The 15,748-nt window shown below is 66.7% G+C and carries 14 protein-coding genes and 1 tRNA gene; 10 read left to right on the forward strand and 5 right to left on the reverse strand.

The features are described from left to right. Window positions 1–36 precede the first annotated feature (36 nt). Window positions 37–1,872, reverse strand: coding sequence for a glycosyltransferase family 39 protein (locus E5790_RS05050; protein ID WP_049441029.1), 1,836 nt, complete (start codon window positions 1,870–1,872; stop codon window positions 37–39). Window positions 1,873–1,914: 42 nt separating this feature from the next. Here E5790_RS05050 and E5790_RS05055 point away from each other — a divergent pair, with 42 nt between their 5' ends. From E5790_RS05055 to E5790_RS05070, 4 genes are read left to right on the forward strand one after another with little or no spacing between them, the layout of a single operon-like run. After that, the gene (locus E5790_RS05055) at window positions 1,915–2,868 is read left to right on the forward strand and encodes an AAA family ATPase (protein WP_053496073.1); all 954 of its coding nucleotides are present in this window, start codon (window positions 1,915–1,917) and stop codon (window positions 2,866–2,868) included. A 23-nt stretch (window positions 2,869–2,891) separates the two neighbouring features. Beyond that, a complete protein-coding gene (locus E5790_RS05060) occupies window positions 2,892–3,815 on the forward strand; it encodes a DUF58 domain-containing protein (RefSeq protein ID WP_014646181.1) in 924 nt (307 codons plus the stop codon). Then, window positions 3,808–5,757, forward strand: a complete 1,950-nt coding sequence (locus tag E5790_RS05065) for a DUF3488 and transglutaminase-like domain-containing protein (protein ID WP_049441036.1) — start codon at window positions 3,808–3,810, stop codon at window positions 5,755–5,757. Before E5790_RS05060 ends, E5790_RS05065 begins: the two co-directional genes overlap by 8 nt. Beyond that, the gene (locus E5790_RS05070) at window positions 5,754–6,281 is read left to right on the forward strand and encodes a Slp family lipoprotein (protein ID WP_014036182.1); all 528 of its coding nucleotides are present in this window, start codon (window positions 5,754–5,756) and stop codon (window positions 6,279–6,281) included. The genes E5790_RS05065 and E5790_RS05070 overlap by 4 nt, the downstream gene beginning before the upstream one ends. A gap of 103 nt (window positions 6,282–6,384) precedes the next feature. Here E5790_RS05070 and E5790_RS05075 read toward each other — a convergent pair whose 3' ends face one another. From E5790_RS05075 to dnaX, 4 genes are all read right to left on the reverse strand, one after another. Continuing rightward, window positions 6,385–6,744, reverse strand: a complete 360-nt coding sequence (locus E5790_RS05075; RefSeq protein WP_014646179.1) for a histidine triad nucleotide-binding protein — start codon at window positions 6,742–6,744, stop codon at window positions 6,385–6,387. 66 nt (window positions 6,745–6,810) lie between these two features. Continuing rightward, window positions 6,811–7,410, reverse strand: a complete 600-nt coding sequence (gene recR / locus E5790_RS05080; protein WP_049441038.1) for a recombination mediator RecR — start codon at window positions 7,408–7,410, stop codon at window positions 6,811–6,813. Between the two features lie 82 nt (window positions 7,411–7,492). Beyond that, window positions 7,493–7,813, reverse strand: coding sequence for a YbaB/EbfC family nucleoid-associated protein (locus tag E5790_RS05085; protein ID WP_005408298.1), 321 nt, complete (start codon window positions 7,811–7,813; stop codon window positions 7,493–7,495). 6 nt (window positions 7,814–7,819) lie between these two features. Continuing rightward, a complete protein-coding gene (gene dnaX, locus E5790_RS05090; RefSeq protein WP_111205518.1) occupies window positions 7,820–9,886 on the reverse strand; it encodes a DNA polymerase III subunit gamma/tau in 2,067 nt (688 codons plus the stop codon). 143 nt (window positions 9,887–10,029) lie between these two features. Here dnaX and E5790_RS05095 point away from each other — a divergent pair. From E5790_RS05095 to E5790_RS05120, 6 genes are all read left to right on the forward strand, one after another. Beyond that, window positions 10,030–10,122, forward strand: a tRNA-Ser gene (locus E5790_RS05095). A 1,003-nt stretch (window positions 10,123–11,125) separates the two neighbouring features. After that, complete coding sequence (locus E5790_RS05100) at window positions 11,126–11,455, forward strand: hypothetical protein (protein WP_126411778.1); 330 nt, start codon at window positions 11,126–11,128, stop codon at window positions 11,453–11,455. A 20-nt stretch (window positions 11,456–11,475) separates the two neighbouring features. Continuing rightward, window positions 11,476–12,507: an OmpA family protein gene (locus E5790_RS05105; protein WP_032958215.1), complete on the forward strand. Its 1,032-nt coding sequence runs from the start codon at window positions 11,476–11,478 to the stop codon at window positions 12,505–12,507. 539 nt (window positions 12,508–13,046) lie between these two features. Further along, window positions 13,047–13,319 carry a hypothetical protein gene (locus tag E5790_RS05110; protein ID WP_014036176.1) on the forward strand — a complete coding sequence of 91 codons (273 nt, stop codon included), beginning with the start codon at window positions 13,047–13,049 and terminating at the stop codon, window positions 13,317–13,319. Between the two features lie 262 nt (window positions 13,320–13,581). Further along, complete coding sequence (locus E5790_RS05115; protein ID WP_229653740.1) at window positions 13,582–14,961, forward strand: hypothetical protein; 1,380 nt, start codon at window positions 13,582–13,584, stop codon at window positions 14,959–14,961. Continuing rightward, a complete protein-coding gene (locus tag E5790_RS05120) occupies window positions 14,958–15,743 on the forward strand; it encodes a hypothetical protein (protein ID WP_014646173.1) in 786 nt (261 codons plus the stop codon). Before E5790_RS05115 ends, E5790_RS05120 begins: the two co-directional genes overlap by 4 nt. Window positions 15,744–15,748 lie beyond the last annotated feature (5 nt).

Genomic DNA, 15,748 nt, shown 5'->3' on the forward strand with positions numbered 1-15,748 from the left:
CCGAGCATCGGCTCGGCTCTACAGGACCAGGGGACCTCAACGAACTTCGAACGGCTGCTCCTGCCACGCCTCCACGCTGCCGTCGCGGCCGTGCAGGCGCAGGCCAAGCCAATGCCGCCCCGGCGCCAGCGTGGTGGTATCCAGCGATGCGTCGAAGCCCACCGCCGGATGTTGCGGATCGGTGCTGTCCGGCCAGGTGTGGCGGATGTCGAACATGCGCCCGTAGCGCGCATCGCCAATCGAATGGCCATCGACCAGCACTTCGATGCGCGCCAACCCCACCCCATCCTTGAATGCCCAGCCCTTGATGGCGAGCGTTCCGGAGACCTTCTCACCGTTGGACGGTGCATCCAGCCAGGCCATTGCCGGCGTCACGCAGGGCCCCTGCGCGCGCTGCACCGGCAGCCGGAACAGCAGGAAGCGCTGGAAACCATGATCGCTGCTGACCACGCGCGGCGCCGGCAACGGCCCCACCTGCTCGCAGATCGCGTGATAGCGCGCCAGCAGATCGCGGTAGCGCTGGTCGCTGGGTGACAGCACCAGCAGCATCGGCGCACTGCGCGGGCCTTCGTGCAGCAGGCCCCACTGTGCCAGCTGTGCGGTCCGCCCATGCTTGTCGTTGAGCGGGTGCGGCAGCACCTCGATATCACCGTTGCCCAGCTGGAAGCCCAGTTCGGCACCGACCTTGAAGTTGCCCGCCAGCACACGCGTGCCCGGCGGCATCTGCCGCAGTTCGTCGCGCACCGCCACGGCCAGCGGCTGCCAGCCGGCAAAGTTGCGCGGGTAGTACTTGCTGCCGGCCATCTGCTCGCGCAGCGCCGGCGTGGACGCCATCAGGTAGTAGCCGAAAGCCAGTACGGTGCCTGCAGCTGCCAGCCACCAGCCGGTGCGGCGCAGCCAGCGTGGCCAGCCGTTGAGGACCACCGGCACGGCCACCAGCAGCGCCAGGTAGCCCGGCAACGGCCAATGGAAACTGATCCGCTCGACATCGGTGAAGAAGCCCAGCAGGAAGATGCCCAGCGTCGACACCCCGCCCACCAGGCCGAAATAGCGCCATTGCACCCGCACACCACCACCGCTGCGGGTACCCGCCAGGGCGACCTTCCACATCGCGATGCACAGGATCGGCGTCACCAGCATCGGCTGGATCACCAGGAACCACAGCCCTTCCCACTCGAACGTCCACGGGTGGCGCTCGACCACCTGGAACTTCAGGCCGGCATCATGGTTGTCCGCATTCCACGCCAGCAACGGCAGCCAGGCCAGTACACCCACCGCCAGCGCCACCCATACGCGCGGGTCGGCCAGCATGCGGCGGCCCTGCGGCAGCGCCAGCAGCGCAATGAAGCCGACACCGATGACGCCAATGAAACGGTAGTGGCTGAGCGCACCGATCAGCAGGCCCAGCGCCAGCTTCATCGCCGACGACGCATCCACGTTGTGCAGCAGGCGCGCACCGGCGTGCAGGCAGATCACCGCCGCAAGCGCCATCGGCACATCCGGCACGGCCAGCAGGCCCAGCGTGGCCGACAGCGGCATCAGCAGGGTCAGGCTGCCCGCCTGCCACCCTGCGACGTTGCCAAACCAGCGCGTGGCGATGCGCACCACCAGCAACGGCAGCAACGCACCGATGGCCAGGAACGGCAGGCGCAATGCGAGCACGTGATGGCCACCGATTTCCACGCCCAGGCGTGCAAGCCATGCTGTCAACCCCGGCAGGTCGGAATAGGCAGCAGCCAGGTGCTGGCCTTCCTGCCAATAGAACGCCTCATCGACGAACAGCGGCAGGCGTGCAGCCACCACCAGCTTGGCCGCTGTGATCAGCGTCCATAACCAGAGAAATATTGCCCGCGCGCGCTGTTCGCCTTGCATTGCTCTATGGATAATCGAGTGGATTCCAGACCTGAGACGATCATGCCAGCCTCGTCCCCCAATCCCAGCATGCTAACCGATCAACTGCGCCAGGCCCTGCGGGAGGCACAGGATCAGGTGAACGCACTGGTACTGGGCAAGGTGCCGGAAGTCAGGCTGGCCTTTGTCGCCCTGCTTTCCGGCGGCCACCTGCTCATCGAAGATCTGCCTGGGCTGGGCAAGACCACGCTGGCGCATGCATTGGCCAGCAGCCTCGGCCTCAGCTTCCAGCGCGTGCAGTTCACTTCCGACCTGTTGCCGGCGGACGTACTGGGCGTATCGGTGTACGAGGCCGGCAGCCGCCAGTTCCAGTTCCACCCCGGCCCGGTGTTCACCCACGTGCTGCTGGCCGATGAGATCAACCGCGCACCGCCGCGCACGCAGAGTGCGTTGCTGGAGGCAATGGCCGAGCAGCAGGTCACCCTGGATGGACAGACGCATCCACTGCCCGATCCATTCTTCGTGATCGCCACGCAGAACCCGGTCGACCTGTCCGGCACCTTCCCGTTGCCGGATTCGCAGCTCGATCGTTTCCTGCTGCGGCTGGCGATGGGCTACCCGAGCGCGCAGGCCGAGCGCGAGCTGCTGCGTGGCAGCGATCGCCGCGACCTGATCGCCCGCGCGGTGCCGAAGCTGGATGACACCCAGGTGCGTGCGCTGCGTGAAGCCGTTGGCCAGGTACACGCCAGCGACGCGCTGATCGACTACGTGCAGGCACTGTTGACCCGCAGCCGCCAGCATGCCGGCGTACGCGTGGGCCTGTCACCGCGCGCCGGGCTGGCCCTGCTGCGTGCCGCCAGGGCGCATGCACTGCTGCTCGGCCGCGGGCATGTGGTGCCCGAAGACGTGCAGACCCTGTTCGTGGCAGTGGCCGGCCATCGCCTGGTGGCGGAGGCCGAATCCAGCTCCGGGCCGGCACTGGCGCGGGCGATCCTGCAGACCGTCGCGGTGGACTGAAGGTGGCCACACGCTGGGCACGCATGCAGCTGCTGGCACGCCCACGCAGGCCCGAAGCCCTGCCGCAGCGACTGGATCGCCATCGCATCTATGTACTACCGACGCGCTTCGGCCTGTTCGTCGCCACCCTGCTGTCGGCGATGCTGCTGGGCGCATTGAACTACAACAACAACCCGGCCCTGCTGCTGGCCCTGTTGCTGGCCGCAGCAGCGATCGCCAGCGCCATTGCCGCGCACCTGCAGCTGTCCGGCATACAGATCGATGCAATCTCCGCCGAGCCGGTTCCGGCCGGGCACCCCCTGCGCCTGCGCGTGGACCTGTCGTTGCGCGACCCGCGCGCGCGCCACGGGCTGCACCTGCAGCTGGGCGCAAGCGAGGCGTGGGTCGCACTGCCTGCACACGGTCGCGGCGAAGTGGAGCTGGATGTCCCCAGCGAGCGCCGCGGCTGGCTGGAACTGCCGCGCATCCGCCTGTCCAGCACGCAGCCGCTGGGGCTGGTGCGGGCATGGTCGTGGGTGTGGCCGGAGCAGCCGCTGCTGGTCTATCCACTGGCCGAGGTACTGGCACCACCCCTTCCGGAAAGTGGCAGCGATCCACTGCACACCCGCGCCCATGCCAGTGGCGAAGAGCTGCACCAGCTGCGACCCTATCGTGCCGGCGACGCCCCGCGCAGCATTGCCTGGAAACACTCGGCGCGCCGCGACAGCCTGCTGGTACGCGAATACGAGAAGCCGATCGGCATCGAAGTGGTGCTGGACTGGCGCACGCTGGCGCCGCTGGGCCATGAAGCACGCATCGCGCGGTTGGCACGCTGGGTCGACATGGCCGAGCGCGAAGGCCGGCGCTACACGCTGCTGCTTCCAGCCCATCCCCCGTTCGGGCCCGGCCAGGGCGCCAGCCACCACCACCTGTGCCTGCGCGCACTGGCGCTGATGCCCCATGACTGAGCCTGCCGTCCTGCTCGATCGCAACGCCCGCAGCTGGACCCTGGCCAGCGCAGCGCTGGCGCTGCTGCCACTGCTGCTGCAGCTGCCGCCGGTGCTGGCCGTCGTGATCGCGATCACCGCCGTGCTGACCGCTGCGCTTTCCTGGCGGCGGGTGCTGCCGATGCCGGTGCGCCTGCTGCTGGTGCTGGCCATGCTCGCCACCATCGTCTGGCAGATGGGCATGGTGCGGCCGGGGCGTGATACCGGCTGTGCGCTGCTGGCGGCGATGCTGGCCATCAAATCCAGCGAACTGCGCAACCTGCGTGATGCGCGCAGCCTGCTCGGTTTCGCGCTGTTCTCGCCGTTCGCGGCCTTCCTGCTCGACCAGGGCCCGCTGACCACGGGACTGGCTGCGCTGGCCGCGGTTGCCGCACTGCTGGCCCTGCAACGCCTGGCCCAGGACGAGGGCCGCAGCCCACGCCTGCCACTGCACGGTCAACTGCGCGGCGTCGGCCGCCTGCTTGGCATCGGCCTGCCGCTGGCACTGGCCTGCTTCTGGCTGTTCCCGCGCTTGTCCACGCCGTTGTGGGGCGTACCCGAACGAGCGGTGGGTACGCCCGGCCTGGCTGACAGCATGGCGCCGGACCAATGGCTGGACCTGATGGCCGACGACACCCCGGCGCTGCGCGTGCAGTTCTTCGGCGCCGTGCCCGAGCCCACGCAGCGCTATTGGCGCGGCCCGGTGCTGACTTCCTTCGATGGCCACCGCTGGAGCCGCGATCGCGCGACGGCCCGGCGCCCCGCCCCCGTGGTCGAAGCCACCGCACAGGGATGGGACTACCAGATCGACTACGAACCCACCGACCGTCGCCTGCTGGTGGCCCTGGACCTGCCCAGCCGCGCACCGGAAGGCAGCAGTTTCGATGCGGACATGAGCCTGCGCAGCGACCGCACGCTGTCCGCGCTCAGCCGCTGGCGGTTGCATTCGGCGCCTCCGCAACGGTTCGACACCGATCTGTCGCCCTACCTGCGCCGTGCCGCGCTGCAGCTTCCCCCCGGCTTCAATCCGCGCACCGCCCAGCTGGCACGGCAATGGCGGCAGGAGGCCGGCAACGATGACGAAGCCATCGTCCGCCGAGCGCTGCAGTGGATCACCCGCGACTTCTCCTACACGCTCGATACCCCGGTGGCCGGGCGCGATCCGGTCGACGATTTCCTGTTCAACTACAAGGCCGGCTTCTGCCAGCACTTCAGCTCGGCCTTCGTGGTGCTGATGCGCAACGCCGGCATTCCGGCCCGGGTGGTGACCGGCTTCGCAGGTGGCACCCGCAACCGCATCGGGGACTACTGGGTAGTGCGGCGCATGGACGCCCACGCCTGGGCCGAAGTCTGGCTGCCCCAGCGCGGCTGGGTCCGGGTGGACCCGACTGCGGCCGTGGCACCGGAACGCATCCTGGACACGCTGGACGACCGCTTGCAGGCCGGCACGGACACCCCGCTGCAGCAGCGCTGGCTGCAGCTGGGGCAGATGGGTGACTGGCTGCGCCGTGGCTGGAACGACCTGGTGCTTTCCTTCGACGCACGCCGTCAGCAGCAGCTGCTCAGGCCGTTCGGGCTGGATGATCTCGGGCCGGCGCAGCTGGTGGCCGGCTTCGTGGTCGCCGCACTGCTGGCATTGGCATGGATGGCCTGGCTGCTGGCCCGCGGCGAGCGCGAGCGCGACCCGCTGCTGCGCGCCTGGCACCGGCTGGGGCGGCGCTATGCGCGCCTTGGCCTGGCCCGCGCCCCCCACGAGACGGCATGCGACTGGTCACGACGGGTACACGCCGTGCGCCCCGACCCCGCCCTGCTGGCACTCAGCCAGCGTTTCGCCGACGCGCGTTACGCTGGAACTTGCACCGACCTCGCTTCATTATTGCGGGACCTGCGCAGGCATCGCCCGACTTCCGGAGCCTTCCCATGAACACCAAGTTCCTCCTCACCGCTGTGGCCACGCTGGCCCTGTCGGCCTGCGCCACGGCCCCCAAGCCGCTGCAGGGACAGTTCAGCCTGGTCTCCCCGCGCGACTCGGTCGCCACCCAGCAGGTCGGCACGCCGGTCCGATGGGGTGGTCGCATCATCGAGACCAAGCCCGGCCAGGGCGAGACCTGCTTCCAGATGATCTCGCGCCCCCTCAACGCCAGTGGCCGCCCGAACACCACCTCGTCCGACGCCAGCGACGGCCGCTTCATTGCCTGCCGCGCCGGCTTCTACGACCCGGCCGTGTTTGAAGCCGGCCGCGACGTGACCTTCATCGGCAAGATCGACGGCTACCAGAACACCCGCATCGGGGAGTACGACTATCGCCTGCCGAAGCTGTCGGCCGATGTGATCTACCTGTGGCCGGAACAGCGCCAGGTCGATGTGGTGCCCTACCCCTATGGCCCGTGGGGCCCGGGCCCGTATGGCCCGTACTGGGGTGGTTACGGCCGTTGGGGCTGGTGGTGATCGCCACCGGCCATGCGTGATCGAAAAAGGCCGCCTTCGGGCGGCCTTTTTTTCATCCACGCATCGCATGGATCCACTGCGGGCAATGGTGGATGCCGGGCGCTCAGCGCCCCGGCGTACCGAAATGCCCCAGCGGCGCACCGGCCAGCAGATGCATGTGGATGTGGAACACGGTCTGCCCGGCATCCTCGCGGCAGTTCATCACGATGCGGTAGCCGTCCTGCGCGAACCCTTCGCGGCGCGCATATTCGGCGGCAGCCAGGGCAAGCTTCCCGATCAGGTGCGCCTGCGACGGCTGCAGGTCGTCCAGGGTCGGGATGATCTCGTTCTTCGGAATGAACAGTACGTGCACCGGCGCCTGCGGTGCGATGTCCTTGAAGCCCAGCACCTCGTCGTCCTCGTAGACGATGGTGGCCGGGATCTCGCGACGGATGATCTTGCTGAAGAGGGTTTCGTTGCTCATGGTCGGCCTCGGCGGGATGTCTTCCGCATTGTAGGCCGGACACGCCGGGCGCTGCCCGGACAGCGCTCAGTCGCGGAATTCGCTGCGCGTGCCGAACGCGTGCGACAGCGTGCCGCGGTCAACGTATTCGAGTTCGCCGCCGAGCGGCAGGCCCTGCGCCAGGCGGCTGGGCTGCACCTTGCGCGCGCGCGCCAGCTGCGCCAGGTAGTGCGCGGTGGCTTCGCCTTCGACGGTGGCACTGGTGGCGATGATCAGCTCCTGCACCTCACCTTCGGCCAGACGCTGCTCCAGCTGCTCCAGGCCCAGCTCGCGCGGGCCGATGCCATCGAGCGGCGACAGCCGGCCCTGCAGCACGAAGTAGACACCGCGGAAGCCGGTGGCGTTTTCGATGGCCAGGCGGTCGGCCGGCGATTCGACCACGCACAGCTGGCTGCGCTCGCGGCTGCTGTTGGCACAGGTCGGGCACAGCTCGGTTTCGCTGAAGTCGCGGCACTGCGCGCAGTGGCCGATGCGCTCCACCGCCAGCGCCAGGGCTTCGGCCAGTCGCTGGCCACCTTCGCGCTCGCGCTCGAGCAGGTGGTACGCCATGCGCTGTGCGGTCTTCTGGCCCACGCCAGGCAGCACCCGCAGTGCGTCGATCAATTGTTCAAGCAGGGGTGCGGACACGGCGGCATGCTTTCATGGCGTCGAGCAGGCTCGACAGCTACAGATTCTGTGGCACCCGCTTGCACGGGTGCCACGCTGGCAATCAGAACGGCAGCTTCATGCCCGGCGGCAGCTGCATGCCGGCGGTGGCCGAACCCATCTTCGACTTCGACTCGGCGTCGATCTTGTTCGAAGCGTCGTTGAAGGCGGCGGCGATCAGGTCTTCCAGCATCTCCGGGTCGCTGGTCAGCGACGGGTCGATGCGCACCTTGCGGCATTCCTTGGCACCGGTCAGGGTCACGCTGACCATGCCGCCGCCGGCACTGCCGGTCACTTCGATCTTGGCGATTTCTTCCTGGGCCTTCTGCAGGTTTTCCTGCATCTTCTGGGCCTGCTGCATCAGTTGGGCGATGTTTCCGCGCATGGTGTCTTACTCGTCAAAAGAACGGATGGAATCGGAAACAACCCGGGCACCGTGCTGCTGGATCAGCACCTGCACTTCCGGGTCGTCCATGAAAACGGCCTCTGCCACCTGCTGCCGCTCGCCACGCTGGCGGTCGGCCCGCTGATGCAGGGTCTCGGCCGGAACGTGTTCGGTTTCCACGGTCTCGACCACGATCTTCGGCGCCTGGCCGAGGGCCTTCTGCAGCATTTCGCCCAGGGCAGCCAGCGCGCGCTCCGAGCGCAGGTATTCAAATCCGGGCGAAAGGCCCAGTTTCAAGGTCCCATGCTGGCAGCTGATGAAGGCGGCGTTGGCGGCCAGCTGTCGCGAGGGGCCGCTCAGGCCGCTGTTGGCGACCAGGTCCAGCCAGTCTTCGGCCGTGGCCAGCTCGCTGACACCTTCCTGCGGCGCGGCGGCATGCGCCGGGGCCGGCTTGGCATGTTCGGCCGGCGCAATGGCAATGCCTTCGGCGCGGAACGGGCGCTCGGGCGGCGCAGGCTCGCTGGGAGCCGCGACGGGAGCCGGCGGTTCGTGCCAGGGCGCAGCCATGGCGGCGTCCGGGCCGGACATCTCGGCCGCCAATGCCTCGTCACGCGCCTCGGCTTCGTCAGTGGCCCACGGCGGCAGGTCGTCGCCTGCCTCTGCAGTGACGGCAGGCGCCGGCGCCTGTGGCTCAGCCTTCACCGGCGGCGGCGACACGGGCTCTTCCACCGGCACCGGCTCGGGCTCCGGCGCCGGATCTGGTTCCGGTTGCGGGGCCGGTTCGGGCTCGGGTTCAGGTTCGCGCGGCGCGGCCTGCACCGGCGCGGCGGCCTGCGCCGCTACCGCCGGGCTGCCCGAAGCGGCAGCAGCGGCCGGCGTCGCATCGCGGCTACCGGTACCGGCGCCACCACCGGCAGCGTTGCCACCCGGCGTGCCGCCCAACGCACCGTCGACGGCCTTCGGCACCGGCGGTACCGCTGCGGCCGGACGGAACGCCAGCATGCGCAGCACGGCCATTTCAAAGCCCGCGCGCGGGCTGGGTGCCAGCGGCAGGTCGCGGCGGCCATTCAAGGCCATCTGGTACCAGAGCTGCACCACTTCCGGGCGCAGGCGCTCGGCGAATGCGGCGACATCCAGGCCTTCCGCCGCGGCAGCGCCCGGCACCAGCTGCTGCACCTGGATGCGGTGCAGCCCTTCGGCCAGCGCTTCCAGCACACCACTCCAGTCCGGCGAGAACTCTGCCAGCGCGGCTACCACCTGCAGCAGGCGCGGGCCATCGCCGTCGGCCAGCGCATCGAGCATCGCCGCCACTTGGGTGCGGTCCACGGTACCCAGCATGGTGCGCACCACGTCCTCACGCAGCGCGCCGCCGGCATAGGCGATCGCCTGGTCCAGCAGTGACAGGCCATCGCGCAGGCTGCCGTCAGCGGCCTTGGCCAGCTGCACGATGGCGCTGCCATCGGCCTCGATCGCTTCCGCCGCCAGGATGCGGGTCATCTGGCCCTGGATCTGGTCTTCATCCAGGCGCTTGAGGTTGAACTGCAGGCAGCGGCTGAGCACGGTGACCGGCAGCTTCTGCGGATCGGTGGTGGCCAGCAGGAACTTCACGTGCTCCGGCGGTTCTTCCAGCGTCTTCAGCAGCGCGTTGAACGCCGCCTTGGACAGCATGTGCACTTCGTCGATCAGGTAGACCTTGTACTTGCCGCGCGAGGGCATGTACTGCGCGTTCTCGATCACCTCGCGCACGTCATCCACACCGGTGTTGGACGCGGCGTCGATTTCCAGCAGGTCGATGTAGCGGCCGGCGTCGATGTCCAGGCAGGCCGCGCACTGGCCGCACGGGTCGGCGCTGGTACCCTGCTCGCAGTTCAGCGACTTGGCGAAGATGCGCGCGATGGTGGTCTTGCCCACGCCGCGGGTGCCGGTGAACAGGAACGCGTGGTGGACCCGGCCGCTGTCCAGCGCGTTGCTGAGCGCACGGACCACGTGTTCCTGGCCCACCAGCTCGGCGAAACGCTTCGGACGCCACTTGCGGGCAAGGACGAGATAGGACATCAGGCCACCGTTTTCCATCGGATGTTCCATTGTGCCATGCCTGTCCAGCCCCCTCGCCACCCATGGCCATGGATACGCCGTCGATCGGGGTGCTTGTGTCCGGCCGCGCCGCCCGCTAGAATCTGCGCCCCTGCTGAGGCGTTTGCCGATGGCAGGGATCCGGAGAGGTGTCCGAGTGGTTGAAGGAGCACGCCTGGAAAGTGTGTAAGCGTCTAAACCGCGCTTCGGGGGTTCGAATCCCCCTCTCTCCGCCAGACAAATGAAGAAGCCGCCCTCTGGGCGGCTTTTTTATTTGGCTGGCGGAGAGCATCGGGCGAGAGAAGCCCTGCCGGGGTTCGACGGTTCTGCAGGAGCAGAACCGGACCGCCGAAGGCGGGTCCCGGGGCGCAGCGCGCACCGGGATCGGGTGCATGGATGCACCCGACAATCCCCCTCTCTCCGCCAGATAACTGAAAAAGGCTGCCTTCGGGCAGCCTTTTTCAGTTATCTGGCGGGGGATGCGAAGTGCGCTGCGCGCGCTTCGCCCCAAACGTTGCTGCGCAACGTTCGGGCCCCTCCCCTTGCCGGCCTCTCCCCGCCCCTGTCGGGGCAGCCCCTCAACAGAGGGGCTTGTTGCTCCAGATCCATCAATGGGTTTCCGCCGTGCGGGGATGCCTGGTCGGCTGTACCTCGCAGAAGCCACTGGCGGGAGATGCGAAGTGCGCTGCGCGCGCTTCGCCCCAAACGTTGCTGCGCAACGTTCGGGCCCCTCCCCTTGCCGGCCTCTCCCCGCCCCTGTCGGGGCACCCCTCAACAGAGGGGCTTGTTGCTCCAGATCCATCAATGGGTTTCCGCCGTGCGGGGATGCCTGGTCGGTTGTACCTCGCAGAAGCCGCTGGCGGGAGATGCGAAGTGCGCTGCGCGCGCTTCACCCCAGACGTTGCTGCGCAACGTTCGGGCCCCTCCCCTTGCCGGCCTCTCCCCGCCCCTGTCGGGGCAGCCCCTCAACAGAGGGGCTTGTTGCTCCAGATCCATCAATGGGTTTCCGTCGTGCGGGGATGCCTGGTCGACCGTCCCGCTTCCACGTTCGATGGCCGTCCAACGACAGGATCTGCCCCACGTCGTGGCACCCCGCGCTTCCTGTCCACGCCCTGACCACTGGCCGTGCCGTGGCGATGCAACGACACGCTGGCACTCACTGCCTGTTGCTATGCTCGGGCCACAGGGGATTGATGCCCGCTATCGGGCCGGATGAGGAACATCAACATGCGGTATTTCATGACGAAGCTAGTGATCACCTCCGCCTTGCTGATCGGCAGCGGCACCGCAGTCGCACAGGGCGGCGGTGCGGCGCAGTTCGGCGCACTGGGAGGCACGCATGCAGGCAATGCCCTGGCGTGCGGCGCAACCCCGGAACAGGCCGCCAAGCTGCGCGCAAGCCACAAGGCACAGGCAAAAACCGTGTTCGGCGCCGAAGCAGGCTTCGACCAGGCCTATGACACGGCCGAAGCGCAGACACAGAAGAAGATCACCGATGCCTGGAAGAAGGGCCAGTACAAGCCCACCAGCGAAGTCTGCAACGAACTGATGAAGCAGGTGCGTTCATGACGCAGAAGCACGGATCGACGATGTCCGCAGTGCGCGCGAGCCTGTTGGCCGCCAGCCTGGTACTGGCACTGGGTGCCTGCAAGCGCGCTGGCGAAGCGCCTGCAGAGGGTGGCGCTTCCTCGGCCGCACCTTCCAGCACCGCAGCCGAACCATCACCGCAGGCGGCTGCGGCCACGGATGGAAGCCAGAAGGCCGCAGCGTTCAATGTTGCCGAGCTGCCCGTATCGCAGGCAACGATCGGCAGCTTCCCTTATCTCGGACTGCCGCAGGGCTACACCAGCCAGGACGTCGTAGACAGCGAATTCGATCGCGTACCGTTCTGGACCGGCGATCGCGTGGAATGGATTGAAGGCAAGGTTCATTCTTCGGTCCTGCAGAGCAGCAGCGATCACCCTTATTCGCAGCTGGAGCTCAGCCGCAATGTACAGAGCCTGGTCGAAGCCCTGGGGGGCAAGCGCATTTTCTCCGGCACCATACCGGCCGATGCATCGCGTGACATCGGCAACAGCAAGGCGGCGACCACCTATGTCGGCGGCATCGGCGACATCTACAACGAACCCGCAGAAACCTATGTCATCCATCGCGAAGATCGCGATATCTGGATTCACCTGGGCTCGGGTGGAAACTCCGGCGGCCTGCTCGTCGCAGAGACAAAACCGGTGCAGATCACGGCCAAGGTCATTGAAGCGGACACGCTGAAACAGGCACTGGACAGCAGTGGCAAGGTATCCATCCAGGTGAACTTCGCAACCGACGCGGCCGAGATCCTGCCCGATTCGGAACCGCAGATCGCACAGGTCACCCAGCTGTTGAAGGCCGACCCACAGCTTCGCCTTTCCGTTGAAGGACACACCGACAACAGCGGCAGCCAATCGCACAACCAGACGCTCTCGCAGGCGCGTGCGGAGTCGGTGCGCACGCGTCTTGTCGGCGGTGGAATCGCAGCCGAACGCCTGAGCGCGAAAGGCTATGGGCAGAGCCAGCCGGTCGCCGACAACGCAACCGAAGAAGGGCGCCGCGCCAATCGTCGCGTGGAACTGGTCAAGCGCTGATATCACCACGACGTTACTGCGTTGAAGCACTCCGGAAAAAGCACATGCCCTGCATGTGCTTTTTTCTTTTCCGCGCCGCACGGTCATTTGTTTTGCCGCGGATGCAACGAGATAAAAACACGCGGATCTCTCATCCCGTTCGAACAAGAAGCAGGCCGTGCACGCGCCCTCTGTAGCGCGCCAATATTCCGGCACCACAAGCCGCCTGCGTGACACAAATATGTCAGTTAAGTGTTAATTTCCTTAACGAAAAGCGGTGCATCTAGCTCAAATTTGACGTGATTATGTGCAGACAATTGTTAATCTGCAATGTGCATCACATTTTCAAATATTTCATTGCATATCGGAAAAACCTGACTTGTATCGTCAATTTTCTGTCGATAGGCTTGGCCCCGTTCTCGAACAAGCGACAAATTTTCGACGAACCAGGGTGTGAGCTTCCTGTCTTTACCTCGCCCTGCCATTAATCAGGATCCCCCAGCGGACACGCCGAATATCCCGCACACCCGGGAGGATTCCTGCCATCAAGGAGGAAATACATGGAACGCAGCCGTCGTCACATCCGTTTTTCCCGTAAGCAGGCCGGTCAGGGCATGACCGAGTACATCATCATCACCGCGCTGATCGCCATCGCCGCGATCGGAGCCGTCACCTTCTTCGGAGGCACGGTTCGCAGCCAGGTGGCAGGCATGTCGAAGGAACTTTCCGGCCAGAGCGCGACGCAGTCGATCAACCGCGCCAAGAACCAGGCCAACAGCGCCCAGCAGGAAGCTGACAAGACCAAGGGCATGGACGCGTACAAGAACAAGTAATACCCCAGCCCTGGCGGCATGAAGCCGCCAGGGCCCTCCCAGCATAATCTCCCTGCGCGCACCGCACGCGGCGCGCGACGGGCAGCCATGGCCTCCGGCCCAGGAATTCGTTATGCGCAGCGCATTGGCTTTGGCACGAAGCCGTGCGGCCCGGGGCGTTTCCAGCCACCGAACGGTCGCCGGCCAAGCAATGGTTCTCGGGCTGGCACTCATTCTGGTTCTATGCATCGGGATTGTCCTGCTGTTCAACACAGGGCAGGTGGTGAACAAGAAGGTGGAGTTGGTCAATGCGGCTGACGCCGCCGCCTACAGCGTTGCGATCCAGCAGGCACGCGCACTGAACTACGCGGCCTACATGAACCGTGCCCGCGTTGCCAACGAAGTGGCCGTGGCACAGACGATCAGCCTCTATTCGTGGCTGAACCAGATGCACACCACCTCCATCGTCATCCGCACCACGCTGGATGTGCTCTCCGCCATTCCCTACATCGGCGTGGTGTTCAAGGCATTGGCAACCGCCTTCAAGGTCGCCGAACGCATTCTCAAGGTCACCCGCCAGACGTTCCAGCCTGTCGCGCAGGCGGCCATCATCGCCATCGACAAGCTCAACATGATGTTCGCCGCCTCGGTGCAGCTCGTCATCGAGGGCGTATCGCGGCTGGACAGCTACACCATCGCCAAGGATGTGCTGCAGCGGAACTCACCGCAGGCACAACTGGGCACCATCGGAACCGCGGTGCTCGGCACGCAACTGGCCACGGCCGAGAACCGGCTGCTGCAGCGCTACAGCATTCCCCGTACCGCCAACGGTGGCTCGGCCACGCAGCGCCAGGGCGCCGACCGCTTCCGCAATGTGGTGATGCAGTCGCGTGATGGCTTCAGCAAGAGCCGCAGCGATGATTTCCTCGGCTTCCTGGTGCAGTCCGGCGGCACCGACATGGTCGACTACAACCGATGGGCAGCGCTGGATACCATGGCCGTCGAGCTTCCGCTGCCATGGCCGCTTTCCGATATCGATATTCCGGTCGGCTGGGGCGGTGCGCAGGCCGTGGAAAGCTATCGCAACCAGCGCTTCCTCAACGGCTTCGGCAACGGCAACGGCTGGTACTCGGACTGGGACCGCCGCCGCTACCGCCCGTATGGCGAAGCGGTGCGCCGCAATCGTGGCGCGGCGTGGATTGTCGACCGCAGCCAGGATGCCAACGTGCGCTTCGCCAATGGCCAGCATCGCAAGGCCTTCTTCACCGGCTACAACGGCCTGCGCGACTATCACGACGTCAAGGCCGGGCAGGCACTGCAGCCCTACGCCGAGAATGATCGTGACCGCGACAAGGTCGGCCCGGTCTTCACCATCTATGCCGAGACCGCCGGCACCAGCGCGCGCACCACGTCCGGCGCCGGCATCGGCGCCCCGGCCGGCTCGCAGATGGAACTGCCGGACAGGATGGCCAACAACAAGATCGCCGCACTTTCCTCCGCGCAGGTGTTCTTCGACCGCCCGGTGCAGCTGCGCATGTTCAGCCGCGATGACCGCAAGCGTGAAACCGGAAACCTGTTCAGCCCTTACTGGCAGGCACGACTGGTCAAGACCGATGCCACCACCAAGGCTGCCCTGGCGGCAGCCGGAGCCTTGATGCCATGACGTTTGCTGTTTTCAATCGCTTGCACCTGTCGATCGCCACACTGCTGATCAGCGGCTGTGGCAGCGCGGCGGACAACGGCGAGCCCGCCGCTGCCAGGAACATGCCGGGCATCCATCTTGACCAGATTGCCGAAACCCTGGTGGATGGACGCAACGCGGCGCGCACCAGCTACCAGCAGGCACTGAGCGACTGCCAGGCGGCAGGATTGCCGACCCGCGCACTGGATGACGCCGATGTCGCCCGCCTGGGAACCGTTCGTTACGAAGCCTGGCTTTCCAGCAAAGAGGAAGTGTTCCGTACCCGCGAGTGGCGCCTGCTCAACGATGGCCCTGCGACCAGCTGCCAGTTCCGGCTGGAGGCTACCGGCCTGCAGGAGACCCAGAGCGCCTCCGGCGTGGAGCAGGTCGATCTGGCAACGGGAGAGCGTAGCCAGTCCCCCGCCGACAGCGACGGGCTCACCCGCTTTGCCGCCGAAGCCGACGAAGGCAGCGCCTCGCCGGGCTTCCAGCGCGCGGGCAACCGCAGGGTCGCTGGCCAGCCGTGCAACGTGTGGAAGGACGAGAACGGACGGTTCAGCCAGTGCGTGTGGTCGGCTGGTGCCAGCTGGGGCTTTACCCCCGGTGCACTGAACGACTACCGGCCGAGCCGCTACGCCATTGTCCTGGAGCAGGAACCCCTCGACGGCAATGGCACCCGCCTGACCACGCAGCGCATGACGGTGGGCCAACCCTTTGAACGCGGCGACCTCGAGGTACCGCGCGAACCGTCCTCCCAACGATGACCTGC

Source organism: Stenotrophomonas sp. PAMC25021 (assembly GCF_004795795.1).
Classification (GTDB): Bacteria; Pseudomonadota; Gammaproteobacteria; order Xanthomonadales; family Xanthomonadaceae; genus Stenotrophomonas; species Stenotrophomonas muris.

What these genes read in the sequence shown, in the direction of transcription:
- E5790_RS05060 (WP_014646181.1), top strand. Translation starts at nt 2,892, where the DNA reads ATGCAGCTGCTGGCACGCCCACGCAGGCCCGAAGCCCTGCCGCAGCGA.
- E5790_RS05075 (WP_014646179.1), bottom strand. Translation starts at nt 6,744, where the DNA reads ATGAGCAACGAAACCCTCTTCAGCAAGATCATCCGTCGCGAGATCCCG.
- dnaX (WP_111205518.1), bottom strand. Translation starts at nt 9,886, where the DNA reads ATGGAAAACGGTGGCCTGATGTCCTATCTCGTCCTTGCCCGCAAGTGG.
- E5790_RS05110 (WP_014036176.1), top strand. Translation starts at nt 13,047, where the DNA reads ATGGAACGCAGCCGTCGTCACATCCGTTTTTCCCGTAAGCAGGCCGGT.
- E5790_RS05050 (WP_049441029.1), bottom strand. Translation starts at nt 1,872, where the DNA reads ATGCAAGGCGAACAGCGCGCGCGGGCAATATTTCTCTGGTTATGGACG.
- E5790_RS05105 (WP_032958215.1), top strand. Translation starts at nt 11,476, where the DNA reads ATGTCCGCAGTGCGCGCGAGCCTGTTGGCCGCCAGCCTGGTACTGGCA.
- E5790_RS05065 (WP_049441036.1), top strand. Translation starts at nt 3,808, where the DNA reads ATGACTGAGCCTGCCGTCCTGCTCGATCGCAACGCCCGCAGCTGGACC.
- E5790_RS05070 (WP_014036182.1), top strand. Translation starts at nt 5,754, where the DNA reads ATGAACACCAAGTTCCTCCTCACCGCTGTGGCCACGCTGGCCCTGTCG.
- E5790_RS05085 (WP_005408298.1), bottom strand. Translation starts at nt 7,813, where the DNA reads ATGCGCGGAAACATCGCCCAACTGATGCAGCAGGCCCAGAAGATGCAG.
- E5790_RS05055 (WP_053496073.1), top strand. Translation starts at nt 1,915, where the DNA reads ATGCCAGCCTCGTCCCCCAATCCCAGCATGCTAACCGATCAACTGCGC.
- E5790_RS05120 (WP_014646173.1), top strand. Translation starts at nt 14,958, where the DNA reads ATGACGTTTGCTGTTTTCAATCGCTTGCACCTGTCGATCGCCACACTG.
- E5790_RS05100 (WP_126411778.1), top strand. Translation starts at nt 11,126, where the DNA reads ATGACGAAGCTAGTGATCACCTCCGCCTTGCTGATCGGCAGCGGCACC.